Origin of the sequence: Lysobacter soli (assembly GCF_003382285.1) — a bacterium.
GTDB lineage: Bacteria > Pseudomonadota > Gammaproteobacteria > Xanthomonadales > Xanthomonadaceae > Lysobacter_J > Lysobacter_J soli.
This window is the reverse complement of record NZ_QTJR01000007.1, coordinates 152,751-179,140: the sequence shown is the minus strand read 5'-3', so window position 1 is coordinate 179,140 and position 26,390 is coordinate 152,751. Positions and strand designations below refer to the sequence as shown.

26 protein-coding genes are annotated in these 26,390 nt (G+C 69.1%); 12 read left to right on the top strand and 14 right to left on the bottom strand.

The genetic code is table 11. The features are described from left to right. Window positions 1–179 precede the first annotated feature (179 nt). Entirely contained in the window at window positions 180–947 is a 768-nt protein-coding gene (xth, locus tag DX912_RS12025; RefSeq protein ID WP_115842755.1) for an exodeoxyribonuclease III, read from the bottom strand. 117 nt (window positions 948–1,064) lie between these two features. Here xth and ltaE point away from each other — a divergent pair, with 117 nt between their 5' ends. After that, window positions 1,065–2,081, top strand: a complete 1,017-nt coding sequence (ltaE, locus tag DX912_RS12020) for a low-specificity L-threonine aldolase (protein ID WP_115842754.1) — start codon at window positions 1,065–1,067, stop codon at window positions 2,079–2,081. A 4-nt stretch (window positions 2,082–2,085) separates the two neighbouring features. On the opposite strand, the gene DX912_RS12015 is transcribed toward ltaE, so the two are convergent. Further along, the gene (locus tag DX912_RS12015) at window positions 2,086–3,522 is read right to left on the bottom strand and encodes a coniferyl aldehyde dehydrogenase (RefSeq protein ID WP_115842753.1); all 1,437 of its coding nucleotides are present in this window, start codon (window positions 3,520–3,522) and stop codon (window positions 2,086–2,088) included. A gap of 116 nt (window positions 3,523–3,638) precedes the next feature. On the opposite strand from DX912_RS12015, the gene DX912_RS12010 reads away from it, so the two are divergent. The 10 genes from DX912_RS12010 (at window position 3,639) to DX912_RS11965 (ending at window position 12,714) form a co-directional block, all read left to right on the top strand. After that, a complete protein-coding gene (locus DX912_RS12010; protein ID WP_115842752.1) occupies window positions 3,639–4,178 on the top strand; it encodes a gamma carbonic anhydrase family protein in 540 nt (179 codons plus the stop codon). A gap of 82 nt (window positions 4,179–4,260) precedes the next feature. Next, window positions 4,261–4,776: an RDD family protein gene (locus DX912_RS12005; RefSeq protein WP_115842751.1), complete on the top strand. Its 516-nt coding sequence runs from the start codon at window positions 4,261–4,263 to the stop codon at window positions 4,774–4,776. Between the two features lie 140 nt (window positions 4,777–4,916). After that, window positions 4,917–5,423 carry an RDD family protein gene (locus tag DX912_RS12000; RefSeq protein WP_181902812.1) on the top strand — a complete coding sequence of 169 codons (507 nt, stop codon included), beginning with the start codon at window positions 4,917–4,919 and terminating at the stop codon, window positions 5,421–5,423. Beyond that, window positions 5,423–6,103 (top strand): RDD family protein, encoded by a 681-nt coding sequence (locus tag DX912_RS11995; protein ID WP_115842749.1) that lies wholly within the window; start codon window positions 5,423–5,425, stop codon window positions 6,101–6,103. Before DX912_RS12000 ends, DX912_RS11995 begins: the two co-directional genes overlap by 1 nt. 3 nt (window positions 6,104–6,106) lie before the next feature. After that, on the top strand, window positions 6,107–7,117 hold the full coding sequence (locus tag DX912_RS11990; RefSeq protein ID WP_115842748.1) for a stage II sporulation protein M: 1,011 nt from the start codon (window positions 6,107–6,109) through the stop codon (window positions 7,115–7,117). Next, complete coding sequence (locus DX912_RS11985; protein ID WP_115842747.1) at window positions 7,114–8,850, top strand: DUF4129 domain-containing protein; 1,737 nt, start codon at window positions 7,114–7,116, stop codon at window positions 8,848–8,850. Before DX912_RS11990 ends, DX912_RS11985 begins: the two co-directional genes overlap by 4 nt. Next, complete coding sequence (locus tag DX912_RS11980; RefSeq protein ID WP_233433576.1) at window positions 8,847–9,983, top strand: DUF4350 domain-containing protein; 1,137 nt, start codon at window positions 8,847–8,849, stop codon at window positions 9,981–9,983. The genes DX912_RS11985 and DX912_RS11980 overlap by 4 nt, the downstream gene beginning before the upstream one ends. 24 nt (window positions 9,984–10,007) lie before the next feature. Then, entirely contained in the window at window positions 10,008–11,003 is a 996-nt protein-coding gene (locus tag DX912_RS11975) for an AAA family ATPase (RefSeq protein ID WP_115842746.1), read from the top strand. A gap of 5 nt (window positions 11,004–11,008) precedes the next feature. Further along, window positions 11,009–12,340 carry a DUF58 domain-containing protein gene (locus DX912_RS11970; protein WP_115842745.1) on the top strand — a complete coding sequence of 444 codons (1,332 nt, stop codon included), beginning with the start codon at window positions 11,009–11,011 and terminating at the stop codon, window positions 12,338–12,340. Window positions 12,341–12,405: 65 nt separating this feature from the next. Then, window positions 12,406–12,714, top strand: a complete 309-nt coding sequence (locus DX912_RS11965) for a hypothetical protein (RefSeq protein ID WP_115842744.1) — start codon at window positions 12,406–12,408, stop codon at window positions 12,712–12,714. Window position 12,715: 1 nt separating this feature from the next. Here the strand turns inward: DX912_RS11965 and aroE are convergent, their stop codons facing one another. Beyond that, window positions 12,716–13,558 (bottom strand): shikimate dehydrogenase, encoded by an 843-nt coding sequence (gene aroE / locus DX912_RS11960; RefSeq protein WP_233433583.1) that lies wholly within the window; start codon window positions 13,556–13,558, stop codon window positions 12,716–12,718. 80 nt (window positions 13,559–13,638) lie between these two features. On the opposite strand from aroE, the gene DX912_RS11955 reads away from it, so the two are divergent. Continuing rightward, a complete protein-coding gene (locus tag DX912_RS11955; RefSeq protein WP_115842742.1) occupies window positions 13,639–14,568 on the top strand; it encodes a TolB family protein in 930 nt (309 codons plus the stop codon). A 570-nt stretch (window positions 14,569–15,138) separates the two neighbouring features. Here DX912_RS11955 and DX912_RS11950 read toward each other — a convergent pair. From DX912_RS11950 to DX912_RS11900, 11 genes are all read right to left on the bottom strand, one after another. Next, window positions 15,139–15,891: an SDR family oxidoreductase gene (locus tag DX912_RS11950; protein ID WP_115842741.1), complete on the bottom strand. Its 753-nt coding sequence runs from the start codon at window positions 15,889–15,891 to the stop codon at window positions 15,139–15,141. 39 nt (window positions 15,892–15,930) lie between these two features. Continuing rightward, the gene (locus tag DX912_RS11945) at window positions 15,931–16,386 is read right to left on the bottom strand and encodes a GNAT family N-acetyltransferase (RefSeq protein ID WP_115842740.1); all 456 of its coding nucleotides are present in this window, start codon (window positions 16,384–16,386) and stop codon (window positions 15,931–15,933) included. 2 nt (window positions 16,387–16,388) lie between these two features. Beyond that, window positions 16,389–17,381 carry a porphobilinogen synthase gene (gene hemB, locus DX912_RS11940; RefSeq protein ID WP_115842739.1) on the bottom strand — a complete coding sequence of 331 codons (993 nt, stop codon included), beginning with the start codon at window positions 17,379–17,381 and terminating at the stop codon, window positions 16,389–16,391. 64 nt (window positions 17,382–17,445) lie between these two features. Further along, window positions 17,446–18,495: a sulfate/molybdate ABC transporter ATP-binding protein gene (locus DX912_RS11935; RefSeq protein ID WP_115842738.1), complete on the bottom strand. Its 1,050-nt coding sequence runs from the start codon at window positions 18,493–18,495 to the stop codon at window positions 17,446–17,448. 130 nt (window positions 18,496–18,625) lie between these two features. After that, window positions 18,626–19,483, bottom strand: coding sequence for a sulfate ABC transporter permease subunit CysW (gene cysW / locus DX912_RS11930; protein WP_115842737.1), 858 nt, complete (start codon window positions 19,481–19,483; stop codon window positions 18,626–18,628). After that, window positions 19,476–20,345, bottom strand: a complete 870-nt coding sequence (gene cysT, locus DX912_RS11925; RefSeq protein ID WP_115842736.1) for a sulfate ABC transporter permease subunit CysT — start codon at window positions 20,343–20,345, stop codon at window positions 19,476–19,478. Before cysT ends, cysW begins: the two co-directional genes overlap by 8 nt. A gap of 269 nt (window positions 20,346–20,614) precedes the next feature. Continuing rightward, window positions 20,615–21,625, bottom strand: coding sequence for a sulfate ABC transporter substrate-binding protein (locus tag DX912_RS11920; RefSeq protein WP_115842735.1), 1,011 nt, complete (start codon window positions 21,623–21,625; stop codon window positions 20,615–20,617). A gap of 27 nt (window positions 21,626–21,652) precedes the next feature. Continuing rightward, window positions 21,653–23,113, bottom strand: coding sequence for an OprO/OprP family phosphate-selective porin (locus DX912_RS11915; protein WP_115842734.1), 1,461 nt, complete (start codon window positions 23,111–23,113; stop codon window positions 21,653–21,655). 366 nt (window positions 23,114–23,479) lie between these two features. Continuing rightward, on the bottom strand, window positions 23,480–25,144 hold the full coding sequence (locus tag DX912_RS11910; protein ID WP_115842733.1) for a PA domain-containing protein: 1,665 nt from the start codon (window positions 25,142–25,144) through the stop codon (window positions 23,480–23,482). Further along, on the bottom strand, window positions 25,141–25,473 hold the full coding sequence (locus DX912_RS11905; protein WP_115842732.1) for a post-PEP-CTERM-1 domain-containing protein: 333 nt from the start codon (window positions 25,471–25,473) through the stop codon (window positions 25,141–25,143). The genes DX912_RS11910 and DX912_RS11905 overlap by 4 nt, the downstream gene beginning before the upstream one ends. A 370-nt stretch (window positions 25,474–25,843) precedes the next feature. After that, the gene (locus DX912_RS11900; protein WP_115842731.1) at window positions 25,844–26,092 is read right to left on the bottom strand and encodes a hypothetical protein; all 249 of its coding nucleotides are present in this window, start codon (window positions 26,090–26,092) and stop codon (window positions 25,844–25,846) included. Between the last annotated feature and the right edge of the window lie 298 nt (window positions 26,093–26,390).

Genomic DNA, 26,390 nt, shown 5'->3' with positions numbered 1-26,390 from the left:
GTCATCCCGGCGAAAGCCGGGAACCAGGCTGCCACGTCATCCGTAGCCGGAGTTGGCCCAACCTCGTGGCGTCCTGGGACTCGCCGAACGCAAAGGCGTCGCTTCGATCGTCCGTTGAGGCCTGGGTCCCGGCCTTCGCCGGGATGACGGCGACGACGAGGCCTTGCAACGGATAAACCCTACTTCAACTCCACCCACGCCGGCGCATGGTCGCTCGGTCGATCCCACGTGCGCGGTTCGCGATCGATGCCCGACGCCGCCGTGTGCGGGCGCAGGGCTTCCGACACCAGCGTGAGGTCGATGCGCAGGCCGAGGTTCCGGCGGAAGCCGCCTTGGCGGTAATCCCACCAGCTGAACTGCGATTCCTCGGGATTGAGCGCGCGATACGCATCGTGCAGGCCCAGCGAGTACAGCCGCTGCAGCGCATCGCGTTCGGCGCGCGAAGTGAGGATGTGCCCGTCGTTCCACACGACCGGGTCGTGCACGTCGCGGTCGTCCGGCGCGATGTTGAAGTCGCCCAGCACGATCATGCGCGGATGCGTCACCAGCTCCTGCGCGAGCCAGTCGTGCACGGCATCCAGCCAGCGCAGTTTGTAGGCGTACTTGTCGCTGCCGACCGACTGCCCGTTCACCACGTACAGGTTGACGATGCGCAGGTCGCCGACGGTCGCGGCGAGCACGCGCTTCTGCTCGTCCTCGAAGCCCGGCACGCCGATCTGCACGTCGGTGGCGCGCTCGCGCGAGAGCACGGCCACGCCGTTGTAGGTCTTCTGCCCGGCGAACACGCTGCGATAGCCCATCGCGATCAACGGATCGTCGGGGAACTTCTCGTCCTCCAGCTTGGTTTCCTGCAGCGCGACGATGTCCGGCGAGGACGTGGCGAGCCACTGTTCCAGGTGCGGCAGGCGCACGTTGAGCGAGTTGACGTTCCAGCTGGCGATTTTCATGGGGCGCAGTGTAGCGAGCCGATGCGCCCTCCGCAGGCCGCGACCGCACCGCTTGCGCAATGCCGGACGCCGGCGCCGCGCGGCATACTCGGCGTTCATTCCCAGCAAGCCGCCGCCATGCAGTGGATCGACCTTCGCAGCGACACCGTCACCCAGCCCACCGATGCCATGCGCGAGGCGATGATGCGCGCGCCCGTCGGCGATGACGTCTACGGCGAGGACCCGTCCGTCAACGCGCTGCAGGCGCGGCTGGCCGATGAACTCGGCTTCGAGGCGGGCCTGTTCGTGCCCAGCGGCACGCAGTCGAACCTGATCGGCCTGATGGCGCATTGCGCACGCGGCGACGAGTACATCGTCGGCATGGACGCGCACACCTACAAGTACGAAGGTGGCGGCGCGGCGGTGCTCGGCTCGATCCAGCCGCAGCCGATCGTGCATGCGCCCGACGGCACGCTTCCGCTGGATGCGGTGGAACGCGCGATCAAGCCGGTCGATCCGCACTTCGCGCGCACGCGCCTGCTGTGCCTGGAAAACACCTGGCACGGCCGCGTCCTGCCGCTGCAGTACCTCGCCGATGCGCGCGCGCTGTGCGACCGCCGCGGCCTCGCGCTGCACCTGGACGGCGCGCGCATGTTCAACGCGATCGTCGCCCTGGGCGTTGCCCCGCGAGAGGTGACGAAGAATTTCGACAGCGTGTCGGTGTGCCTGTCGAAAGGGCTCGGCGCGCCGGTCGGCTCGGTGCTGCTCGGCACGCGCGAGCTGATCGAAACCGCGAAGCGCTGGCGCAAGGTCGTCGGCGGCGGCATGCGACAGGCCGGCATGCTCGCGGCCGCGGCGTCGTTCGCGCTGGACCATCACGTCGCGAGGCTCGCCGACGACCACGCGCGCGCCACGCGTCTGGCCGACGGATTGCAGGGACTGGACGACGTGAAGGTCGTCGCGCAGCACACCAACATGGTGTTCATCGACGTGCCGGTGGAGCGCCTGGACGCGCTGCGCCGCACGCTCGACGACGCGCGCATCCGCATGTCGATCGGCTATACGCCGTCGATCCGCATGGTCACGCACCTGGATGTCGACGACGAAGCCGTCGCGCGCACCGTGCAGGTGCTGCGCGCGTTCGCTTCGTGCTGACGCGTCACTTCGACAGCATGCGCACCATGCGATCGACGAAGCCGCGATAGGGCGGCTTGAGCAGGTCGCTGCCGGCGAAGCTGCGCTGGCGGAACACCGGCAGCAGCTTGCTGAAGGTGTCGAAGCCGGTGCGGCCGTGGATCGCGCCGATGCCGCTGGGGCCGATGCCGCCGAACGGCAGGTCGTGCGCGCCGAAATGCAGCAGCGTGTCGTTCACGGTGACGCCGCCGGCCAGCGTGCCCGACACGATCCTGTCGATGCTGCGCGCATCGTTGCTGAAGGGATACAGCGCGAGCGGGCGATCCATCGAGCGGATGCGTTCGATCGCATCATCGAGCGTGCGATACGTCAGGACCGGAAGAATCGGCCCGAAGATCTCGTTGCGCATCACCTCGCTGTCGAGCGGCGGTTCGGCCAGCAGCGTGGGCGGAAAGAGGCGTTCGCGCTGGAGACGCTCGCGCGCCGCCGCATCGAGCGTGTCGGTCAATGGTTCGACAACGATCGTGCCGCGCGCACGCGCGTCGTCGACATAGCCGCGAAGGCGCGCGTACTGCGCATCGTTGATGATGCGGGTGTAGTCGGTGGTGGTATCGAAGCCGGGATAACGCGCGAGCAATTCGTCGCGGATCGCCTCGACGAACGCGCCACCGCGGGCTTCGTCGACCAGCACGTAATCCACGCCGATGCAGGTCTGCCCGGCGTTGAACCATTTGCCGGTGGCGATGCGCGCGGCGGCCTTGCGCAGGTCGAAATCCGCGCACACCACCGCCGGCGCCTTGCCGCCCAGTTCGAGCGTGACCGGCGTGAGGTTCGGCGCGGCCGCGGCCATCACCTTGCGGCCGACGGCGGTCGAACCGGTGAACAGCAGGTGGTCGAACGGCAGCGCGGCGAAGGCCGCGCCCAGCTCCGGCCCGCCCAGCGCGACGGCGACGCGGTCGGCCGGGAACACCTCCGACAGCAGCTCGCGCAGCCACTGGCTCGTGCGCGGCGTGTGTTCGGACGGCTTGAGGTAGACGTGGTTGCCCGCGGCGACCGCCGACACCAGCGGCACCAGCGCGAGGTTCACCGGGTAATTCCACGGCGACAGGATGCCGACCACGCCGACCGGTTCGGGCACGATGCGCGCGCTCGCCGGCCAGAAGCGCCAGCCCACCGCCGCGCGGCGCGGCTTCATCCAGCGGCGCAGGTGCTTGAGCGCGTGGTCGAGTTCGGCCAGCACGATCATCGCTTCCGACAGCAGGTTCTCGTGCTGGCTGCGATGGCCGAAGTCGGCGCGGATCGCCGCGTCCATCGAATCGATGCGCGAACGGAACACGCCGCGCAGCCGCACGAGGTCGGCGCGCCGCTGCGTGTAGTCGGGCTTGCGCGCCTGCCACGCGGCGCGCAGGCGCTCGCGGGTGGCGGCCAGTTCGTTCAGCGGCGTATCGGCGGTGATGTCCATGCGGTCGAGTGTAGTCCGCGTCCGTGGCGGTCCGGAGGGGCGAAAGCGGCGCGCGCCGGGGGGCGACGCGGCCGACTGAATGGGGCAGCGGGCGCCGCGCGCGCTAGACTCGGCGGATGAGCCTGCGTCCTTACCTCGACACCTTTCCCGCCCTAGGCGAACGCGTCTACGTCGATCCGGCCGCCACGATCATCGGCGATGTCACGCTGGGCGACGACGTGTCCGTCTGGCCGGGCTGCGTGATCCGCGGCGACGTCAATTCGATCCACATCGGCGCGCGTACGAACGTGCAGGACGGGACCATCGTCCACGTCACGCACGAGGGGCCGTACACGCGTCCGGGCGGCGTGCCGACGACCGTCGGCAACGACGTCACCATCGGCCACGGCGTGATCCTGCATGCCTGCACGCTCGACGATTTCTGCCTGATCGGCATGGGCGCGCGCATCCTCGACGGCGCGCGCGTGCACCGGCACGGCTTCGTCGGCGCCGGGGCGGTGGTCGCGCCGGGCAAGCAGGTCGGCGAGGGCGAGCTGTGGCTGGGCAATCCGGCGCGGCTGGTCCGCCGGCTCGACGACCGCGAGATCGAACAGTTGCACTACAGCGCCGCGCACTATGTACGATTGAAGGACCGCTACCTCGGCACGACCGGGTAGCGGGCGGCAGGACGCGGCAGGGGGCCGCGGCCACCGCATCAACCGACGCCCGGGATGGCGTCGCGAACGCAATGGGGATCACATGGAAGGTTTCGAGTATCGCAATCCCTACGCGGCGCCCGCCGCGCAGGTCGTCGCCGCACCCGTGGATCACGACGACGGCCTGGAGCCGGCCGATCGTGGCCGCCGCCTGCTGGCCTATCTGATCGACTGCGGCATCTACTTTGCCGCGATGTTGCCGGCGGTGATCGGTGCGCTGCGGTTCAAGCCCGAACGCGGCATCGGCGCGCTCGGCGGTTCGCTGATCCTGTTCTCGCTGGTGTGCATCATCGCGCTGTTCGTCTACTGGTGCGTGCTGATGCATCGCGACGGCCAGAGCATCGGCAAGCGCGTGATGGGCATGCGCATCGTGCGCACCGACGGCAGCCGCGCGAGCCTGCGCCGCATGCTCGTGCTGCGCTACTTCGTGCCCGGACTGGTCGGCGCGATCCCGTACGTGGGGTGGGCGTTCTCGCTCGCCAATCCGCTGTGGATCTTCGGCGAGGAACGCCGCTGCCTGCACGACCTGTTCTGCGACACGATGGTCGTCAACGCCTGACCGCGGCGTGCGCCGGCGCGCGGAGCGTCTTCCGGACGCGCCGGCCGAATGCGGATCATCCGAAGCAGCATCCCGTTGAAGCACGCCTCTGGCGCGCCCGGAGCCCGGGCGTGCCGCAACCGAAGGTAATGGAGCCGAACGTGAGCGAAGTCAGCAACAATCCGTACGCCGCACCGAGCGCAACCCTCGTCGAGACCACCGTCGACAACCCCGCCCGCAAGGCCGAACGCACCACGCGCCTGCTCGCGGCACTGGCCGACGGCTTCATCGGCGTCCCGCTGTGGCTTCCGCTCGCCTTCGGCGCCGCGATGGCGTCCGCGCCGGACGGCAACCGCATGGCCGGCATCGTGCTGATCGCCATCGGCGTCATCGGCCTGATCGCGCTGGTCGTGGTTCAGCTGGTGATGCTGGCCCGCCACGGCCAGACCATCGGCAAGCGCTGGCAGGGCATCCGCATCGTGCGCAGCAACGGCGAGCGCATCGGCTTCGGCCGCATCCTCGGCCTGCGCATGATCGCGCCGGCGGTGGTGGGCGCGATTCCGTTCCTCGGCGCGATCTTCTCCCTCGCGAACATCCTGTGGATCTTCGGCGAGGAGCGCCGCTGCCTGCACGACTACTTCGCCGACACGATCGTCGTGAACGCCTGATGCTCGACACGTACCGGGAAGTCGTGACGCCGGAGGGCGTGGCCCTCCACCTGCCCGCCGCCGGCCCCGTGCCGCGCGCGCTGGCATGGCTGATCGACTTCCTGGTGCGCGCCGGCGTGATGATGGCGATGGGGACGTTCCTCGGCGCCTTCGGCCGCGGTGGCGCGGGCTTCTATGCCGTGGCGATGTTCCTGGTGTACTGGTTCTACCCGATCGTCTTCGAGGCGATGTGGAACGGGCGCACGCCGGGCAAGCGCTCGATGGGCCTGCGCGTGATCGCCGCCAACGGCGCGCCGGTCGGCTGGCTCGCGGCGTTCACCCGCAACCTGTTGCGCGTGGTCGACATGCTGCCGCTGGCCTACGCGGCCGGCTTGGTGTCGAGCCTGGTCGATCCCTGGGGCCGGCGACTGGGCGACATGGTCGCCGGCACGCTGGTCGTGCACGACGCCCGCCCGCGCGATCCGCAACCGGCCGCCGTCGACACCGCGCTGGCGCCGTCGATCGCGTTGCGTCCGTACGAACAGGTCGCGCTGGTCGCCTTCGCCGAGCGCGCCCCGCGTCTGAGCGAAGCGCGCCAGGCCGAACTCGCCGACCTCGCCGAACCGCTGACCGGCGCACGCGGCACGGCCGCGGTGACGCGCCTGTACCGCATGGCGAACTGGCTGCTGGGGCGGCGCTGACGCATGAAGCAGGAACACTTCGTCCAGCGCCACCAGCCCGAATGGATCGCGTTCGAGCACTGGCTCGACGCGCGTGGCGAAAGCGCGCGCAAGGCCCGCGCGGAACGTCGCAACTGGCAAGGGCTGTCCGATGCCGACATGCCCTCGCGCTATCGCCGGCTGTGCCAGCAGCTCGCGCTGGCGCGCCGCCGCGGCTACAGCCCGGTGGTGACCGATCGCCTGCAGGCGCTGATGCATCGCGGCCACGGCCTGCTGTACCGCACGCCGGTGCCGCACTGGCGGCGCGCGGCGCAGTTCCTGATCGCCGGCTTCCCGCGCCTGGTGCGCGCCGAGCGCGGCTGCATGCTCGCGTCCTTCGCGCTGTTCTGGATCCCGCTGGTGGTGATCTTCGCCGCGATCCAGTGGCAGCCGGAACTGTCGTCGTCGTTGTTCGATCCCGCGCAGCTGATGCAGTTCGAACGCATGTACGACCCCGCCGATCCCGCGCGAAAACTCGGCCGCGACAGCGGCACCGACGTCGCGATGTTCGGCCACTACGTGTGGAACAACGTCAGCATCGGCTTTCGCACCTTCGCCAGTGGACTGATCGCCGGCATCGGTTCGATCGTCGTGCTGATCGTCAACGGCGTGATGATCGGCGGCGTCGCGGGCCATCTGCAGGCGGTGGGGCATGGCGATCCGTTCTGGCGCTTCGTGGCCGCGCATTCGGCGCCGGAACTGACCGCGATAGTCATCGCCGGCGGCGCCGGCCTGCGTCTGGGCCTGTCGTTGATCGCGCCCGGCCAGCGGCGTCGCGCCGATGCGCTGGTGGAAGGCGGTCGTCGCGGCGCGCTGCTGTGCGTCGGCGTGCTGGCGATGCTGGTTTTCGCCGCGTTCGTCGAGGCGTTCTGGTCGTCGATCGCGTGGATGCCGGCGTGGATCAAGTACACCGTCGGCGCCGTGCTGTGGACGCTGACGGCGGCGTGGCTGCTGCTCGGCGGACGCAACCTGCCGCCGGAGGACGCGGCGCCATGAAGATCGAATCGCTCACCGTCGCACTGCGTCCGCGCACGGCGTGGGAAGCGGTCGAGCTCGGCACCGCGCTCGTGCGTCGCCATGCGGGTGCGATCTGGAAACCGTGGCTGCTACTCACGTTGCCCGTGTTCGTGCTGTTCAATGCGCTGGCGTGGACGATCGACGCGCTGTGGCTCGCGGGCCTGCTGATGTGGTGGCTCAAGCCGGTGTTCGACCGCATCCCGCTGTTCGTGCTCTCGCGCGCGGTGTTCGGCGACGTGCCGACGACACGGCAGACGATCGCGGCGCAGCGGAACTGGGGGCTGTCGTGGCTGCCGGGCTATCTGCTCTGGCGCCGGTTGAGCCCGTTGCGTTCGTTGAATCTTCCCGTCGACTTCCTCGAAGGCGCGCGCGGCAGCGATGCGCGTGAACGCCGTCGCGCGCTCGGTGCGCCGGTGCACGGCGTCGGCGTGCTGGTCACCACGGTGTGCCTGCATTTCGAACTGGCCGTGCACCTGGGCCTGGCGTCGATGGCGATCGTGTTCGTGCCGGACGAATACCTGCGGGAAGTGTTCGAACGCGCGTGGGCGACGCTGAAGGAAGCGCCGGCCTGGCTCAGCCTGCTGTCGAATGCCCTCGCATGGATCGCCTCGGGCCTGATCGAACCGTTCTACGTCGGTGCGGGCTTCGGCCTGTACCTCAACCGTCGTACCGAAGTGGAGGCGTGGGACATCGAACTCGCGTTCCGCCGCCTGCGCGATCGCCTGCTGCGCGGCGCGACGCCGCTGCTGCTCCTGTGCGCACTGGGCATCGCATTCGCGCCGGGTACGGTGCGTGCGCAGGACGCGGACGACTCGCAGGACACCGAAAGCGTCGCCGATCAAACGGAGGACGCCGAGCAGGACGAAGACGAAGCTCCGCGCGTCACGCTGGAACAGGTGTTCGGTCGCGTGGCAGACGAAAGCGGCCTGCGCGACGGCGTGAACGCGCAGATGACCCCGCAGCCCGCGCCGCCGCCGACGGTGGTGACGCCCGGTGGTGAAGGCGCCGGCGGCGCAGCGCGCGGCTCGGGTGCCGGTCGTCCGCTCGCGGGCGACGGCGGCCTGCGTCGCGCGGTGGGCAAGGCGTATGAGGATCCGACCGTCTCGCCCAAGCGCAAGGTCGTCACCTGGAAGAAGCGCGACGCGAAGAAGCCCGAGCCGAAGAAGGTCGATCCGCCGCCACTGGGCTGGCTCGGCGAAACGATCGCGACCATCGGCGAGTTCGGCCTGTGGATCGTGTTCGCCGCGCTGCTGGTGGTGCTCGCCATCACCGCGCCGAAGTGGCTGGCGTGGTTCCGCGGCGGGCTTGCGCGCGCCGGTCGCGAGGAGGATGAAATCCGCCGCGACCGCGCCGACGAACCGCCACCGCCGTTGCCCGAAGACATCCCCAGTGCGATCCGCCGGCTCTGGCGCGAAGGCCGGGAGCGCGAGGCGCTCGCGATGCTCTATCGCGCCAGCGTCGAGACGATGGTCGCGCGCACGCAGGCGGTGCTCGTGCCGGGCGCGACCGAGGCCGAAGTGTTGCGTGCCTCGCGCAAGCTGCCACGCGGCGAGGATCGCGACGCCTTCGCGCGCGCCGTGCGCACCTGGCAGTACGCGGCGTACGCGCACAGCTTTCCGGCCGGTGGCGACTTCGAATTGCTGCTGGACGATCTGGCGTCGCGCTTCGGCTGGTCGCCGTCCGCGCGGAATGAATCGAGCGTGCCCGCATGACGTTCACGCGCCGGCACGGCTTCATCGCGCTGCTCGTGCTCGCCGTCGCCGGTGCGCTGGCCGGCGGCTATGCGTGGTGGCAGCACAACTTCGTGCGCGCCGAGGAGTGGGTCGATCTGCCGCGCACCGGCGAGGCGCGTCGCAATCCGCTGTACGTGCTCAAGCTCGCGCTGATCGGCGATGGCGTGAAGGCGCAGGCGCGTCCACGACTGCAACTGGACAGCATCGCGCTTGGCCCGCGCGACACGGTGCTGCTCTACAACGACCCGCGCACGATCTCCGACAAGGAAGAAGCCGCGCTGCTGGACTGGGTCGAACGCGGCGGCCACCTGCTGCTGCGCACGCCGCCGCCGGGGCCGCTGGACGTCGAGCTGCCGCTGCCGGTGATGAGCGCGTTCGGCGTGCATCCGCGTTCGGACCGGCTCTGCGCCGGGCTCGACGTCGCCGGCGAAGACCCGCACGTCGAGTTCTGCCGCGGCCGGCGCCTGGACGTGGACAACCTCGAATCCACCGCATCGCTGCACTGGGGCGAGCCGGAGATCGGCTACGTCTTCGCGCGCATCCCGCACGGGCGCGGGCACGTCGACGTGCTGTCGGATTTCGATTTCCTCGACAACGATTCGCTGAAGGACGGGCCGCATATCGCGCTGACGCGGCAGCTGCTCGATCCGAACTATCGCGCCGGCACGGTGCACCTCATCTACGAAGCGCAGATGCCGTCGTTCTGGATGACGCTGGTGCGCGAACACTGGCGCGTGTGGCTGCCGCTGCTGCTGGCGCTGATGGCGTGGCTGTGGCGGCGTTCGCAGCGCTTCGGGCCGCTGCTGGCCTCGCCGGCGGTGGAGCGGCGCTCGCTGCTGGAGCACGTTACCGCCAGCGGCGAGCACGTCTACCGCTACGGCTACGCGCACCTGCTGCACGAAGCCGCGCGCAAGGCCTTCCTTGCGCGGCTGCGTCGACGCGATCCGCAAGCCGCCGCGCTCGACGGCGATGCGCAGGCCTCGATGCTCGCCGAGCGTTTCGGCCTGTCGCAGAACGACGTCCGCGATGCTCTTTCAACGCCGATCGCGCGCGACCACGCCGCGTTCCGCAGCCGCATCGCGCTGCTCATGCGCATGCGCAATTCCCTTTGACCGAATCGAAACAGAGACCACGCCATGAACGCCGACGCCGCTCCCGCTCCCCTCGTTCCGATCACCGGCGAAGCCCTGGCCGCACGCGCCGCCGCGGTGCGCGAGGAAGTCGGCAAGGCCTTCATCGGGCAGGAAGCGGTGCTCGACCAGATCCTTATCGCGCTGCTCGCCGGCGGCCACGTGCTGATCGAGGGCGTGCCGGGCCTGGGCAAGACGCTGCTGGTGCGCGCGCTGTCGCGGGCGATCGATTGCAGCTTCGCGCGCGTGCAGTTCACGCCGGACCTGATGCCCAGCGACATCAGTGGCCACGCCGTGTGGAACCCGAAGACCGAGACGTTCAACATCCGTCGGGGCCCGGTGTTCACCAATCTGCTGCTGGCCGACGAAATCAACCGCGCGCCGGCGAAGACGCAGTCGGCGCTGCTGGAAGCGATGCAGGAGCTGCAGGTCACCATCGAAGGCCACAGCTTCCAGCTGACGCCGCCGTTCCTCACGCTCGCCACGCAGAACCCGGTCGAGCAGGAAGGCACGTACCCGCTGCCCGAAGCGCAGCTGGATCGCTTCCTGCTGAAGGTGCTGATCGGCTATCCCACGCGTGCCGACGAGAAGCGCATGGTCGCCGCGGTGAGCCAGGGCCGCGCGGCGTCGGACTTCGACCTGTCGCAGGTCGCGCGCGTGATCGGCCCGCAGGAGATCGTCGCGATGCAGGCCGGCACCGCGCTGGTCGCCGTGGACGATGCGGTGATCGACTACGCGGTGCGCATCGTCGCCGCGACGCGCGACTGGGCCGGCATCTCGCTCGGCGCGGGCCCGCGCGGCAGCCTCGCGCTGGTGCGTGCGGCGCGCGCGCAGGCGGTGCTGTCGGGCCGCGATTTCGTCACGCCCGACGACGTCCGCGAAATCGCCAAGCCCGCACTGCGCCACCGCATCGCGCTGGCGCCGGAGCTGCAGATCGAAGGCCAGTCGCCCGACGACGTGCTGCACGCGCTGCTCGCCAAGGTCGAGGCGCCGCGGAAGTAATCCCGATGAACGCCGTCGCCACCCCGCGCGCCTTCCCGCGACCTGCGCCCTTCGTGCTGGCGCTGCTGGTGCTGTGGTCGTTGCTGGGCATCGCGGTGGCGTTCGGGTTTGCCACCACCACCCAGTGGCAGGTCGCGGGCCTCGCGTTCGCGGCGCTGCTGCTGCTCGACTTCGCGCTGCTGTGGCGTGCGCCGACGCCGCAGGTGGAACGTCGCCTGGCCGACACGTGGCCCATCGGCATCGAACGACCCGTGACGCTGTCGCTGGAGACGCCCCAGCGTGGGCAGACGCTCGACGTGTTCGATCTGCATCCGGGCGGCTGGTCGATGCAGGGATTGCCGCGACGCCTGCGCCTGAAGCGCGGGGAGACCGCATCGGTCGACTACCAGCTGCGCGCGAAGGCGCGCGGCGATTTCCGCTTCGACGGCGTGCAGCTGCGCCTGCATTCGCCGCTGCGGTTGTGGTGGCAGTCGCGCGTGGCGGGCGGTGCGCAGGACGTGCGCGTGTTCCCGAACTTCGCGCCGCTGGCGAAGTTCGCGATGTTCAGCGCCGACCAGGCGTCGCGCCTTGTTGGCGCGCACCTGCGTCGTCGTCGCGGCGAAGGCACCGACTTCCACCAGATGCGCGAATACCGCATCGGCGACAGCCTGCGCCAGATCGACTGGAAGGCCACCGCGCGTGCGCGCCGCCTGATCTCGCGCGAATACCAGGACGAGAAGAACCAGCAGCTGGTGCTGCTGCTCGACACCGGCCGCCGCCTGCTCGCGCGCGACGGCGAACTGGCGCATTTCGACCACGTGCTCGATGCGGCGCTGGTGGTGGCGTATCTCGCGTTGCGGCAGGGCGATGCGGTCGGCCTGCTCGCCAGCGGCGGCGCGAACGCGTGGGTGCCGCCGCGACGCGGCGTCGGCGCGATCGACGAACTGCTGCGTGCGACGTACGCGCTGCAGCCGCAGCCAGTGGCGACGGACTTCCTCGCCGCGGCGACGGACCTGTCGGTGCGCCAGCGCCGGCGTTCATTGGTGATGCTGGTGACGAATCTTCGCGACGAGGACATGGACGACCTGCTCGCCGCGATCACGATGCTGCGCAAGCGCCACCTCGTCTGCGTGGCGAGCCTGCGCGAAGGGTCGCTCGACGCGGCACTCTCCGAACCGGTGAACGACCTGCCGGGCGCGATCCGCGCGGGCGCGACGGCGCAGTACCTCGACCAGCGCAACGCGGCGCACGAAGCGCTGCGGAATCATGGGGTGATGGTGCTAGACGTGGCGTGCGACCAGCTCGCGGCGTCGCTGGTGGAGCGGTATCTGGCGGTGAAGCGGGACGGGTTGTTGTAGCAGGTCGATCACGACGCGGCACGTTTCCAGTCGCACCATAGAGACTCTTGCAAAGGCCGATCGGGATGAGCGATCCGTACAAGACGCCGGCAGTCCGACCGGCGGCATCTGTGAGCAGCCTTGTCGCGTACGGGAAGCGGCTCGCGATCGCCTGGACGTCGTCCTTCGTTGTCGTCGCAGGCTATGCCTTGGCGCTTCAGATGGACTCGGAGATCAGCTCGGACGTCCTGCTGGCGATTGCACTGGTTGCGGCTGTCACGTCGCTGCTCGCCGGCAGCGTAGCGGCTGCCGTGTTCAGGTCGCGGCCCGTCGTGATGGTGGTCGCCACGCAACTGGCGTCTATCGCGGCGATCGGCGCGGTGTGGGCGTTGTAGGTCAGTCCGCGGTGACCAGCTCCGCGCGATGTTCGCGCAGCGTTTCGTACACCTCGTCGGTTTCCGGGCGCACGCCGTGCCAGCGCAGGAAGCTTTCCGCCGCCTGTTCCACCAGCATGCCCAGCCCGTCGATGCCGTCGTGCACGCCGGCGGCGCGCGCCCAGGCGAGGAACGGGATCGCCACTTCGCCGTAGCTCAGGTCCACCGCGGCGGTGCGCGGATTCGCCAGCGCCATCGGCAGCGACGGCAGGCCGTCGGCGCGCGCGGCGGAGGTGGCGTTCACGATCAGGTCGAACGTGCCCAGCGTGTCGATGTCGCGCAGGTAGCGCGGATGCACGCGGCCGGGCATCGCGAGCGCATCGGCCAATGCGTCGGCGCGCTCGGGCGTGCGGTTGACGATGTAGAGATCGCCGATGCCCGCGTCCAGCAGCGCCGGGGCGACGCCGCGCGCGGCACCGCCGGCGCCGATCAGCAGCGTGCGGCGCGAGCGCAGGTCCAGGCCCTGGCGTTCGGTGAGGTCGCGCACCAGGCCGACACCGTCGGTGTTGTCGCCTTCCCAGCCGGTGGCGGTGCGCACCAGCGTGTTCACCGCGCCGGCGCGGCGCGCGCGCTCGCTCAGCGTGGTGCACACGCTGACCGCGCGGTTCTTGTGCGGCAGCGTGACGTTGGCGCCGAGGCCGCCTTCGGCCGCGAACTCCGCGACGATCGCGTCGAACAGCTCCGGCGGCGCGTCCATCGCGGCGTAGTCCAGCGCGATCCCGAGCTGGCGGCCGAACGCGGCGTGGATGCGCGGCGACAGCGAGTGCGCGACCGGATGGCCGATCACCGCGAAACGCTTGACCAGGGCGGGATTTGCGACGGAGGCGAAGTCGGACACGGGGGACCCTCGCATAGACTGGAGTTCACACACCAAGGAGACGCACGATGCGACGCAGCCCGGCCTCGTTCGGCAGGTACCGCGTGGGCAGTGTAGTGGCGGCGCTCATCGTGGGCGGCGTTGCGTTGTCCGGCCCGGCGTCGGCCTTCCTTTCCGAATTCGGAATCGAAGGCATGGGCGTGGTGTCGACCAAGGCCAGCGAAATCCGCGGCAGCGTCAGCCCGGATGGCCAGCATATCGTCTGGGGCAGCACCGATCGTGAAGGCGGCGCCGGCGGCTGGGACCTGTGGCAGGCGCGCCTGAAGGACGGCCGCTGGCAGGACGCGCGCCCGCTCGACGTGAATTCGTCCGCCAACGATTTCGATCCGCTGTTCAGCGCCGACGGTCGCTGGTTGTACTTCTTCTCCAACCGGCCCGGTGGCATCGGCGGCGACGACCTGTACCGCGCCGCGGTGAAGCCCGACGGCCGCATCGGCAAGGCCGAGAACCTTGGCCGCGGCGTCAACACGCGCGGCGACGAATGGGCGCCCACGCCGAGCCGCGACGGCAGGCACCTGCTGTTCGCCAGCGACGGTCATGGCGGCGCGGGTCGGCACGACCTGTTCGTCGCGCGCTGGGATGGCACGGCGTTCGTCGAGCCGAAACCGGCGCCCGGCATCAACACGAAGGCGGACGAATTCGATGCCGCGTGGCTCGGCGACGGCCGCACGCTGGTGTACGCGCGTTCGCAGGATCCGGCGAGCAAGCCGGTGCGATTGTTCGTCGCGCATTGCGATGGCGCGCGCTACGACGACGCGGGGCCGCTGGCGCTGTCGTTCAACACCGACGACGCGACCACGCTTGGCCCGACGATCGACTGGAACAAGCCGGGCGAACTGCTCGTCAGCGGCGCGGCGAAGTCACCGCGCGCGGGGAAGCTGGACATCTACCGGATGAAGGCGCCGGCGGTGGCGGGGAAGGACGGGTGCGTGCTGTGAGCTTTGAGCCCCTCTCCCCCGGGGAGAGGGGTTGGGGTGAGGGCCGGTAGAGCGTCAAGGCGCGAACTCGCGGTGTCTGCTTCCAAGGTTGCCCACCATCACCGCGAAAGCAAAATGGATTCCAGCTTTCGCTGGAATGACGGTGAGGTTGTTCACCGGTCACGGCGTGCCCGAGCGCTGTCAGCCTGGGTCCCGGCTTTCGCCGGGATGACGGTAATTTGAAGTCAAACCACGGGACAAAGCCCCTCTCCCACCGGGAGAGGGGTTGGGGTGAGGGGCAACGAAGGGACAGCGCTGAACCGCAGCAACCGAACAGCGCTGCGATGTTGCTCCGAGGCGCGATCGCGACGATCAAAATGGATTCCAGCTTTCGCTGGAATGACGGTGAGGTTGTTCACCAGGCACGGCGTGCCCGGGCGCTGTCAGCCTGGGTCCCGGCTTTCGCCGGGATGACGGCACTTCGCCGGGATGACCGTACTTCGCCGGGATGACCTTACTTCGAAGTAAAGCCGCTGGATTTGGCCCCTCTCCCGCCTGCGGGAGAGGGGTTGGGGTGAGGGCAACGCAGCCCTACAACCCGCCCGCCACATCCACCAGGCTGCCCGTCATGTACGACGCCTCGTCCGACAGCAGCCACACGATCGCCCGCGCGATCTCGTCGGCTTCGCCGCCGCGCTGCATCGGGATGCGGGACTTCACGCGATCCACGCGTCCGGGCTCGCCGCCGCTGGCGTGGATCTCGGTGTAGATCGAGCCCGGGCGCACGCAGTTCACGCGGATGCCTTCGGCGGCAACTTCCTTCGCCAGGCCGACGGTGAGCGTGTCGATGGCCGCCTTCGACGCCGCGTAGTCGATGTACTCGTTCGGCGAACCCAGCCGCGCAGCGACCGAGGACACGTTGACGATCGCGCCGCCGTGGCCGCCATGCCGTGTGGACATGCGACGCACGGCTTCGCGCGCGCAGAGGAAACTGCCGACCACGTTCGCGTTGAACACGCGCGTGAGGCGCTCGGCGTCCATCTCCTCGACGCGCATCTGGCGTTCGAGGATGCCCGCGTTGTTCACCAGCGCCGTGACTTCGCCGAAGCGGCGATCCACCGCGTCGAACAACCGCATCACGTCGGCCTCGCGACCGACATCGGCGCCGACCGCCATCGCCTCGCCGCCGTCGCGTTCGATGGCGGACACGACGTCATCGGCCTCCTTCTGGCGATGGCGATACGCGATGCACACGCGATAGCCCGCCTGCGCGGCGAGTTTGGCCGTCGCCGCGCCGATGCCGCGGCTGCCGCCGGTGACGATGGCGATCCGGTTGCGTTCCATGCGTCTCCCGTCTGGATGGAAGGAAGTGCGTTGCGTTTCTCAGCGGTCCACGCGCCTGCGATACACGTGCTGCGTCTTGATGCGCTCGAATCCCGCGCGTTCGTAGAACGGATGCGACTCGTCGCGCGCGATGTTCGAACGCACGATCACTTCGGCGACGCCGATGTCGCGCGCCCAGTCGAGCGCGGCATCCACCAGCTGCTGGCCGATCCCGCGACGCCTGGCCGCATCGTCGACGACGAGGCCGACGATCTCGACGCGATCGCCCGTTTCCAGCATCAGCCGGTGTTCGATCGCGATGAAGCCGAGCAACATTGTGTCGTCGTCCGTTGCGACGATCACGGGATGATCGGCTGAAATCAGCAACCGACGCAGGCGGCGTTCGAATGCATCCGTCGCCTGCGGATAGCCCAGTTGCGCCGACAGGCGCGCCAGTTCGGCGGCATCGCCGATGCGGGCGCGGCGCAGCGTCGCGGTCGTCGGGGCGTCGCCCATGCTCAGTCTTCGCGCAGCCAGCGCGCCGCATCGAGCGCGTAGTACGTCAGCACGCCGTCGGCGCCGGCGCGCTTGAACGCGAGCAACGCCTCCATCGCGGTGGCGCGCTCGTCGAGCCAGCCGTTCTGCGCGGCGGCCTTCAGCATCGCGTACTCGCCGCTCACCTGGTACACGTACGTCGGCACGCGGAACTCGTCCTTCACGCGGCGAACGATGTCCAGGTACGGCATGCCCGGCTTCACCATCACCATGTCGGCGCCTTCTTCCAGGTCGAGCGCCACTTCGTGCAGCGCTTCGTCCGAATTGGCCGGGTCCATCTGGTAGGTGTACTTGTTGCCCTTGCCCAGCGCCGCGGCCGAACCCACCGCTGCGCGGAACGGGCCGTAGTAGGCGCTGGCGTACTTCGCGCTGTAGGCGAGGATGCGCGTGTTGACCAGCCCCGCATCTTCGAGCGCGCCGCGGATCGCGGCGATGCGGCCGTCCATCATGTCGCTGGGCGCGACGACGTCGGCGCCGGCCTGCGCGTGCGAGATGGACTGGCGCACCAGCGCCTCGACGGTGACGTCGTTGAGGATGTAGCCGCTCTCGTCGATCAGCCCGTCCTGCCCGTGCGTGGTGTACGGATCGAGCGCGACGTCGGTGATCACGCCCAGTTGCGGGAACCGTTCCTTTAGCGCACGCACCGCGCGCTGCACGATGCCGTCCTCGGACCAGGCGATCGCGCCGTCGTGCGTCTTGCGTTCGATGTCGGGCACGCCGAACAGCGTGATCGCCGGAATGCGCAGCTCGCTGCAGGTGTCCGCGACGCGCAGCAGTTCGTCGATCGACAGGCGCTCGACGCCGGGCATCGAGGCGACCGGATCGCGGCCGTCGCGCTCGTGCACGAAGACCGGGTAGATCAGGTCGTTGGTGGTGAGGACCGACTCGCGCATCAGGCGGCGCGAGAACTCATCGCGGCGCATCCGCCGCGGACGTGCATGGGGATAGGTGCTCATGGCGCGACATTGTACGCCGCGGCAGGGCTTGCCTTTCCGCCTGGGACGATGTGTCCGGGGAGCGTCAGCCCGCGCTCGAATACACCCGATACCGCAAAGGCACCAGCCTGAGCTCGCTGCCCGGTGCGGGCGTGGTGAGGCCCGGTGTCGCGGCGAAATCCAGTTCGACCGGACGCGCCTGGCCTTCGACGTGCAGTTCCAGCGTGATGCGGTCGGCGAGCCGGTGCGCGGCGACCACGCGCGCGGCGATGCCCTCGTCGCCCTCGCCGGGCGCGACGTCGTGCGCACGCGCGTACAGCCGCGCCGCGCCTTCGGGCACGCCGTCAGCGCTGAACGTGCGCGCGTGGCCGGGCAGATGGAAACGGCCGCCGCGTACTTCGCCTTCCAGCACGTTCGCGCGGCCGATGAAATCGAACACGTAGGCCGATGCCGGATCGCTGTAGATCTCGTCCGGCGTGCCGACCTGCTCGATGCGGCCTTCGCGCAGCACGACGATGCGATCGGCCAGTTCCAGCGCTTCTTCCTGGTCGTGCGTGACGAACAGCGTCGTCTGGCCCGTGCGTTCGTGCAGCTGTCGCAACCAGCGGCGCAATTCGACGCGCACCTTCGCGTCGAGCGCGCCGAACGGCTCGTCGAGCAGCAGCACCGTCGGATCGATCGCCAGCGCACGTGCGAGCGCGACGCGCTGCTTCTGTCCGCCGGAAAGCTGTTCGGGATAACGATCGCCGAAGCCCGGCAGCTGGATCAGGCCGAGCAGTTCCTCGACGCGGCGCTTGATCGTCGCCTTGTCCGGGCGCCGGCTGCGCGGACGGCTGCGCAGGCCGAAGGCGATGTTCTCGGCCACGGTCATGTGCTTGAACAGCGCGTAGTGCTGGAAGACGAAACCGACGTTGCGTTCGCGCAGGCTCAGGCGCGTGGCGTCGTCGCGCCCGAACAGCACCTGGCCGGCATCGGGATGCAGCAGGCCGGCGATCACGCGCAGCAGCGTGGTCTTGCCCGAACCCGATGGCCCGAGCAGCGCCACCAGTTCGCCCGCTTCGACGTGCAGGTCCACGCCGTCGAGCGCGGCCACGCCGGTGTAGCGCTTGCTGAGCTGGCGCAGGTGCAGGTCCATGCCGCTCCGGGATGGCCGAGGTGCGGGAGTGCCGGCGCCGAGCGTGACAGGTCCGGCCGGCGCGGTCGAATGCGCGGCCGTCACGGGCCGGGCGGGCGCTGCGCTGCGCGAGCCGACGAATTCGGCCGACTCAGTGTCGACGATGGGATTTCGCAAGGGCGTCGCCATGGCGGGACTCCAGCCAGAACTTCAGGATCAGGGTGATCAGGGCGAGGCCGGCCAGCAGCGAGGCGGCCGCGAAGGCGCCGGTGCTGTCGAACTCGTTGTAGAGGATTTCGATGTGCAGCGGCAGCGTGTTGGTGAGCCCGCGGATGTGGCCGGACACCACCGACACCGCGCCGAACTCGCCCATCGCCCGCGCCGAGCACAACAGCACGCCGTACAGCAGGCCCCATTTGATGTTGGGCAGCGTCACGCGACGGAACATCGTCCAGCCGCTGGCGCCGAGCGAACGCGCCGCGAGTTCCTCGTCGGCGCCCTGCTGCTGCATCAGCGGAATCAGTTCGCGCACGACGAACGGGAAGGTGATGAACAACGTCGCCAGCACGATGCCCGGCCGCGCGAACAGGATCTTGATGTCGTGCTCGCGCAGCAATTCCGCGAACCAGCCGTGCGAGCCGAACAGCAGCACCAGGCACAGGCCGGCGACCACGGGCGAGACGGCGAAGGGAAGGTCGATCAGCGACAGCAGCAGCTGCTTGCCGCGGAACTCGAAACGCGTCAGCGCCCAGGCCATGAACGTGCCGAAGATCGCGTTGACCGGCAGCACGATCGCCACCGTGAACAGCGTGAGCTTCAACGCGGATACCGCGTCGGGTTGCGTGAGCGACTCCAGCCAGGTGCCGAAGCCCTTCGCGAACGCCGCGCCGAGCACCATCAGCAGCGGCAGCACGACCAGCGACAGCATGACCAGCACCGCGAGCGCGATCAGCGCAACGCGCAGCCACGCCGGTTCCTGCAGGTCGTCGCGGTGACGGACATCAGACATCGCGCCCGGCTCCCTTGCGCTCGTGCGCGAACAGCAGCGGGATCGCGTTGATCGCCAGCAGGCACACGAAGGAGGCGGCCAGCAGCAACGCGGCGATCGCGACGGCGCCGCCGTAGTCGTATTCCTCCAGGCGGATCGTGATGAGCAGCGGTGCGATCTCGGTCTTGTACGGCAGGTTGCCGGCGATGAAGATCACCGAGCCGTACTCGCCCAGCGCACGCGCGAACGCGAGCGAGAAGCCCGTCAGCAGCGCGGGCAACAGTTCCGGCAACACGACGCGGCGCAAGGTGGTCAGGCGCGACGCGCCCAGCGAAGCGGCGGCTTCTTCCTGCTCGCGGCCCAGCACTTCCAGCACCGGCTGCACCGTGCGCACGGCGAAGGGCAGGCCGATGAAGATCAGCGCGATGGTGATGCCGATGGGCGTGTAGGCGATCTTGATGCCGAGCGGCTCGGTGTAGCGGCCGACCCAGCCATTGGCCGAGTAGATCGCCGTGAGCGCGATGCCGGCGACGGCCGTGGGCAACGCGAACGGCAGGTCGACCAGCGCGTCGAGCAGGCGCCGGCCCGGAAAGCGGTAGCGCACGACGACCCACGCGACCAGTGCGCCGGCGACCGAGGCGATCAATGCCGCGACGAACGATGCGGTGAAACTCAGCTTCAGCGACGCCTGCACGCGTGGATCCTGGATCGCGCGCAGCCAGCCTTCCGCGCCCAGTCCCGCCGCACGGAGCGCGAGCGCCGCGAGCGGCAGCAGCACCACCACGCTCAGCCACGCCAGGCCGAGGCCGAGGCTCAGGCCGAAGCCCGGCAGCGGTCGTCGGCCGCGGCGGGTGATCAGGGCGGGAAGGGCGAGGGTGGACATGATCGTTTAGGAGGTATTGCCTGCTTTGCGTTTGCTCTTTTGCCGTCATTCCCGCGAAGGCGGGCTCGCTCTACTTCGGCGAAGCCGAATATCCATGCGTCCGATGCATCACCACTCCCGAATGACGTGCCAGTTCGGACAGATGGATCCCCGCCTTCGCGGGGATGACGGCGGGAAAGCGGGGATGACGGCAGGAAAGCGCGGATGACGGCGGGAACGCGGGAACGTGAGGCGCGCGGGCGGCCCATGCCAACCCGCGCGCGTTCGCATCACCGCGGCCGATAGATCTTGTCGAAGAACCCGCCGTCGGCGAAATGCTCCGCCTGCGCCTTCTTCCAGCCGCCGAACGCGCTGTCGATCGTCACCTGCTTCACGTTCGGAAAGCGCGACAATTCCGCCGCCGGCACCTTGTCGGGCTCGGCCGGGCGATAGCCGTGCTTGGCTGCCAGGCGCTGGCCTTCGGGGGTGTAGAGGTAGCGCAGGTATGCCTCGGCGACCTTGCGCGTGCCATGGCGGTCGACGTTCTTGTCGACCCACGCCACCGGCGGCTCGGCCTTGATGCTCAGGCTCGGCACGACGATCTCGAACTTGTCGCGCGTGTCTGCATCGCTGAGCGTCAGCAACGCCTCGTTCTCCCACGCGAGCAGCACGTCGCCGATGCCGCGCTCGACGAATGTCGTCGTCGCGCCGCGCGCGCCGGTGTCGAGCACCGGCACGTTCTTGAACAGGCGCGTGAGGTAATCGACGACCTTGTCGCCGTCGCGGTATTCCTGCGATGCCCACGCCCACGCGGCGAGGTAGTTCCAGCGCGCACCGCCGGAGGTCTTCGGGTTCGGCGTGATCACGCCGACGCCCGGCTTCACCAGGTCGGCCCAGTCGCGGATCTGCTTGGGATTCCCCTTGCGAACGAGGAACACGATCGTCGAGGTGTACGGCGCGCTGTTGTGCGGCAGGCGCGTCTGCCAGTTCGCCGGCAGCAGCTTGCCGTTGGTGGCGATGGCATCGATGTCCGCGGCGAGTGCGAGGGTCACCACATCGGCTTCCAGGCCGTCGATCACCGCGCGCGCCTGCTTGCCGGAGCCGCCGTGCGAGGCGCGGATGTTGAGCGTCTCGCCGGTCTGCTGTTTCCATTGCGCGGCGAATTTCTGGTTGACCTCGGCGTAGAACTCGCGCGTCGGGTCGTACGACACGTTGAGCAGCTGCACGTCCTTCGCGTGCGCCAGGCCCGTGGCGAGCACCATGGCCAGACCGAGCGCCGCATTGCGGATCAGGGTTTTCATGAGTGGGGTTCCTGAAGGGCGGTAGGGTCAGAACGAGAACTGCGCGCGGGTGAAGAACGCCTTCTCGTCCTCGCGATCGGCGCCTGCGGCGGCACCGCCGTCGAAATCGGTCTGCGTGTAGTTGGCGACGAGCTTGAAGTTGCCGGTGAGATACCAGTTCACGCCCAGCGCCCAGCTCTTCGCGCGCTGCGCCACGGCATTGGGATCGGCGAACACGGGGAAGGCGTCCTCGTCGATCTCCAGCTCACCGTACCTCGCCACCAGTTCCCATGCGCCCCAGCCTGCACCGCCGACCGTAAAGGGATGGTTAGGCCGCGCGACGCCGCGATATCCCGCGTCCTCGCCGGTGAGCACGTAGCCGGCGAGCAGCTGCCACGCGGTGTTCTCGATCTTCGCGTTCGCGCCCGTGGTGGGCAGCCGCACTTCCTGTTCGGAACTGATGTATTCGCCGAGCAGGCCGAACGCGTTGCGGTAGTAGTACGCCTGCGGCGACCAGCGCGTCTGATCGCCGTCGGCGATCACCGCACTGCGATAGTTGAAGAACTGCACCTGTCCGGGCGTGCGATAGCGCGGCAGGAAGTTGTTGCCGGTGCCTTCCTTGTCGCCCTGGCTGCCGGCGATGCCGAAGCCCAGGCCCGACAGCGCGCTGGCGTCGTTCTTCCACGGTTCGACGAACACGCGCGCGGCCACTTCGAAATTGTTGTCGGGGTTGGTCGTGGTCGCGTCGCGGCCATCGACCGTGCCGTTGTACACGCCGACGACGTAGTTGACGGTGCTCTTCGCGACTTCGCCCTGCAGTTGCACGCCGATGTCGCGGCCCGGCGCGAGTTCGCTCGGGAAACCGAGCTCGATCGCTTCGGTCGCGTTGCTGGCCTGCAGGCGTTCGAGCCCGACGGGCGCCTTCGTCTTGCCGATGCGCAGCGTCGCCGCGGGACTGAAGCGCAGGTCGGCCCATGCATCGAGCAGCGTGACGCTGTCGCCGGCCAGTTCCGGCGTGATGCGGAACGCCAGCAGCGGGCCCCAGCTGCCTTCCAGCGTGAGCTGCGCGCGGCGCCACAGGAAGGTGTCGTTCTGCGGGATGGCGTTGTCGTCGATGTAGAAGCGACCGTCGGCCTGCGCGAGGCCGCGGAACTTCAGTTCGACGTCGCCCGGCGGCGGCGACTTGATCGACAGGCCCTTGCTCGCGCTCAGGCTCACGACCGGCGTGCTCGCGACGCGCGCCTCGGCTTCCTCGGCCTGGAGGTCCAGCTTGCGTTCGATCACGCGCAGACGCTGGTCGAGATCGGCCAGGCCGTTGGCGTCGACGGTTTCGCCCGCGGCGGGCGCCGTGCCCAGACGCTGCTCGATCGCCTGCAGGCGTCGCGCGAGTTCCTCGACGGTGAGCGGCGCCTTGGACTGCGCATGGACGGGCGATGCGAGCAGGGCACACGCCAGCGCGCTGCCGGCAAGCGCGGGGACGGACGATCTTCGCGTTCGATAGCTGGGCATGGCGGGTTTCCGTGAAGGGGAGGGTGGGCCTCCGAAGGTTATCCGGCGACACGGCGCGACTGTCGCCGGCCATCCCGCGCCGCACAAAGGCGGGTGCGTCATGCGGTCATGCCGAAGCGGTATGAGCGGGGAGCAGGCGCTAAAGGCGCGTGAAGCGGGGTGAGACGGGCCGCTTGCGCGGCACTGCCGCGTGGCCCCGAGGAACGCCCGACCATGGATGGTCGGGCAGGCCGTCCGTAGCCGACAGCGGGTCGCCATGGACGGCCGTGCGTGCGCGTCTGTTGCTTCTACCGACTGGAGGGGCCAATGCAAAAAGAAACCGGCGCCCGAAGGCGCCGGTTTCGAACCACACGGCGGACGCGACCGTTACGGACGCAGGTTCGTCGCCGTGCACACCAGGATCGCCGCACCCTGCAGCGGATGGATCAGGTGCGCGTTGCGCAGGCGCTGCTGCAGATCGACCATGCACTGCACGTACTTGCCCGGGTTCTTCGCGGACGTCTTGCACAGGTTGTTCCAGGCCTGCACGTTCGCGCCGACGATGAAACCACCCGGCTCGAGCACGTCGACGGTGGTGTTGCACTTGCCGATGCGCGCATCGCCCGTGTTCACCTTCCAGCCCATGTCGCGATACAGCGCCGGCGAGAGGTCGACGTTGTACTGCGCCTGCACCGTCGGCGTGTCGAACGGCTCCATCAGCGCGTTCGGCGACAGCGCGGTGTCGTAGTGCGAGAACGTCGAACCCGCCGCGACGACGGACGGTGCGTACAGCCTCACGCGGCCGGTGTCGTCGGCGCCCTGCAGCAGCACCGGATCGACCTGGAAGGTCACGTTCACCGGCAAGTTCGCCTTGAACGTGTTGCCATCGGCCAGCGTGATGCGGATCGCCGGAATCGTGATGTTCGGATCCGAACCGCCCAGATCCGGCGGCGGGCTGCCCGCGACGTTGTCGGCCACGACCATGCCGATGCCGCCGGCGGCCTGCACGTTCGCGGCCTTCACCACGAAACCGCAGGTGCCGCGATCGACCAGCACGATCTTGCCGGCCACCGCCGCGGCGTTGGTCAGCGGCGTGCACGCATCGCCCGTGGTCGGGCCCGCGGCGTTGGCTTCATCCACGCCGAGCACGACCTGCCCGGTGAAGTTCGCCGGCGACGCGACCGGGCCGAAGCTCGCCGTGCCGTACAGGTAACGACCGGCGATGCCCGCCGGCGCCGTCACGGTGAAGTACTGGCGGTTGTCGAGCACCAGCGCCGCTTCGTTCTTCACGCGCTGGCCGGACCACACCAGGCGACCGGAGGTCTTCATCACTTCGGCGCGCTGCGCCGCCGTGCTGGCCGGATCGTTGAAGCCGATGTTCAGCACGTTGTCGTACGCGTTCTGCGTGTACGCATCCGACCGCGGACCGGTGCCGTCGAAATCGCCGAACTGGCCGGTGAACTTGTCCAGGAAACCCTGGAAGCCCAGGCCGTGGCCGATCTCGTGCATCACCACGTTGAGGAAGTTGATCGAGCCGGCGGGCGTCTTGCCGTCCAGGCCGTAGTACCACGTCGTGCCGGCGAGGCAGTCGGGCTTGCCGAGATCGCCGTTGAAGCGCGACACGATGTCGGCCGGGTCTTCGGGAATCGGATCCAGGTCGACGCCGGCGAGCGAATCGGCGAGCGCGGAGTGGTACCAGATGCCCGGACGCGGCGCGTTCGGGAAATCGCGATCGATCCAGTTCGCGCCGGCCGAACCGAGCGTCGCGCCGGTGGCGGTGCAGTTCAGTCGCTGGAACGAGGCGCCGACCTTGATCGGCACGTCGCTCTTGAGCACCGCGCCCCACAGGTCCATCGCGAAGCGGTAGACGATCTGGCGCTGCTGGCCGACCGTCGTGCCGGGATTGAGGCCGACGGGCGCGGCGGCGGTGGGATCGTCCAGTCCGAGGCCGGTGCCGGCGTCGCCGTTGAGCAGCACGAGTTGCGCGGCGGACGCGTTGAAGGCGAATGCGCTGCCGAGGGCGAGCGCGCAGGCGAGAAGGTGCTTTCTCATTTCAGCAGCTCCTCGCTGTGGGCTTCGGTCGACTCGGACGGATCGGTGTGTTCGACGACGAGCTGGCCCGATGCATCGCGATGCGCGACGACGGAACTCATCATCGATTCGGGCACCTTCACCGACACTCCGCCGTGGGCGGACTTGCGCGCGGTGGCGCGCGCGGCGGCGGCATCGCGCGGCGCGGCGAACGTCTTCGCCATCGCCGGAGCGACCTTCGCCTGCTGGCCTTGCGTGAGCGCCTGGTCGAGCTGCGCGCTCTCGCCGGCGGTGAGCGGACGCAGACGCCCGGTTTCCGCGTCGATGCCGACCTTCACGCCGGCGACCATTACATGTTGCGTGGACTGGGATTCAGCGGCCTGGACACTGAAGCACAGCCCAAGCGCTACACCTGACAACCAAAGCGCGGATCCGATCCTTTTCATGGGTCACGTCCCGATCTGAAGGTGATATGCCCCCGGTCGATTCCGCCCTCGCGATGGCCATCGCGAAGAATCGACAGTGGGGATTGGGTGTGGGCTTCCCCCTTCAGCCCAGGCCGACTATGCGCCTGCTTCCACGCACGCGACAAGCTTGCGCCGCAACATCGCGCGGCCTACGTATTCAGCGGGAAAATGCGGCCATGCATGCGTGCGCGTACGGATCGCGCATGTGAAGAAGATCATCACGCGCGCGTCGTTCGAACGCGCGCGTGGAGCGTCAGATGATGCCGCCGCCGATGCCGAGGCGGACGATGCCGACGACGATCACGATGCCGTTGAGCACCAGTCCCGTCTTCGCGCGACCGCGATTGCCCGGACTGGTGAAGGCGATGCCGATGGCGGCGATGATTGCGCCCACCGCGGCGAACGGGATGAGCAGCCAGTTGCCCCATCCCAGCAGCGGAATCAGCGCGATGACCATCCAGACCATGGCGACGATGCCCCAGAGCAGGCTGATCAGACCCATTGCGACGACTCCTTCGGTTGACGGCGCGCACCTGGCGCGAGCGAGATGGAGCTTAGGGTGTGCGGCGGCCCGGGAACAGCGTCATCCGACGAAGCGGCTGTTTTCGCTCGTGAAATACCGGGCGCATGGAGCGGAAGCGCCAAGCTAGAGCCAAAGTGGGGTGAGGGATGACGGCTTTCAGTCCCTCTCCCGACGGGAGAGGGGTTGGGGTGAGGGGCAACGGAGCGGGTGCGGTGACCGACGGTTGCGTTACAGCGCTGCGCAGTTGCTTCGATCCAGCGCAACGCAGGCTTCGAAA

Bases quoted from the DNA above. Each gene is read 5' to 3' on its own strand.
- xth (WP_115842755.1), bottom strand. From the start codon at position 947: ATGAAAATCGCCAGCTGGAACGTCAACTCGCTCAACGTGCGCCTGCCG.
- DX912_RS11970 (WP_115842745.1), top strand. From the start codon at position 11,009: ATGAACGCCGTCGCCACCCCGCGCGCCTTCCCGCGACCTGCGCCCTTC.
- DX912_RS11935 (WP_115842738.1), bottom strand. From the start codon at position 18,495: ATGGACCTGCACCTGCGCCAGCTCAGCAAGCGCTACACCGGCGTGGCC.
- hemB (WP_115842739.1), bottom strand. From the start codon at position 17,381: ATGAGCACCTATCCCCATGCACGTCCGCGGCGGATGCGCCGCGATGAG.
- DX912_RS11950 (WP_115842741.1), bottom strand. From the start codon at position 15,891: ATGGAACGCAACCGGATCGCCATCGTCACCGGCGGCAGCCGCGGCATC.
- DX912_RS12005 (WP_115842751.1), top strand. From the start codon at position 4,261: ATGGAAGGTTTCGAGTATCGCAATCCCTACGCGGCGCCCGCCGCGCAG.
- DX912_RS11995 (WP_115842749.1), top strand. From the start codon at position 5,423: ATGCTCGACACGTACCGGGAAGTCGTGACGCCGGAGGGCGTGGCCCTC.
- DX912_RS12015 (WP_115842753.1), bottom strand. From the start codon at position 3,522: ATGGACATCACCGCCGATACGCCGCTGAACGAACTGGCCGCCACCCGC.
- DX912_RS11955 (WP_115842742.1), top strand. From the start codon at position 13,639: ATGCGACGCAGCCCGGCCTCGTTCGGCAGGTACCGCGTGGGCAGTGTA.
- DX912_RS11920 (WP_115842735.1), bottom strand. From the start codon at position 21,625: ATGAAAACCCTGATCCGCAATGCGGCGCTCGGTCTGGCCATGGTGCTC.
- DX912_RS11900 (WP_115842731.1), bottom strand. From the start codon at position 26,092: ATGGGTCTGATCAGCCTGCTCTGGGGCATCGTCGCCATGGTCTGGATG.
- DX912_RS11910 (WP_115842733.1), bottom strand. From the start codon at position 25,144: ATGAGAAAGCACCTTCTCGCCTGCGCGCTCGCCCTCGGCAGCGCATTC.
- cysW (WP_115842737.1), bottom strand. From the start codon at position 19,483: ATGTCTGATGTCCGTCACCGCGACGACCTGCAGGAACCGGCGTGGCTG.
- ltaE (WP_115842754.1), top strand. From the start codon at position 1,065: ATGCAGTGGATCGACCTTCGCAGCGACACCGTCACCCAGCCCACCGAT.
- DX912_RS11905 (WP_115842732.1), bottom strand. From the start codon at position 25,473: ATGGTCGCCGGCGTGAAGGTCGGCATCGACGCGGAAACCGGGCGTCTG.
- DX912_RS11945 (WP_115842740.1), bottom strand. From the start codon at position 16,386: ATGGGCGACGCCCCGACGACCGCGACGCTGCGCCGCGCCCGCATCGGC.
- DX912_RS11975 (WP_115842746.1), top strand. From the start codon at position 10,008: ATGAACGCCGACGCCGCTCCCGCTCCCCTCGTTCCGATCACCGGCGAA.
- cysT (WP_115842736.1), bottom strand. From the start codon at position 20,345: ATGTCCACCCTCGCCCTTCCCGCCCTGATCACCCGCCGCGGCCGACGA.
- DX912_RS11985 (WP_115842747.1), top strand. From the start codon at position 7,114: ATGAAGATCGAATCGCTCACCGTCGCACTGCGTCCGCGCACGGCGTGG.
- DX912_RS11990 (WP_115842748.1), top strand. From the start codon at position 6,107: ATGAAGCAGGAACACTTCGTCCAGCGCCACCAGCCCGAATGGATCGCG.
- DX912_RS11980 (WP_233433576.1), top strand. From the start codon at position 8,847: ATGACGTTCACGCGCCGGCACGGCTTCATCGCGCTGCTCGTGCTCGCC.
- DX912_RS11915 (WP_115842734.1), bottom strand. From the start codon at position 23,113: ATGCCCAGCTATCGAACGCGAAGATCGTCCGTCCCCGCGCTTGCCGGC.
- DX912_RS12010 (WP_115842752.1), top strand. From the start codon at position 3,639: ATGAGCCTGCGTCCTTACCTCGACACCTTTCCCGCCCTAGGCGAACGC.
- DX912_RS11965 (WP_115842744.1), top strand. From the start codon at position 12,406: ATGAGCGATCCGTACAAGACGCCGGCAGTCCGACCGGCGGCATCTGTG.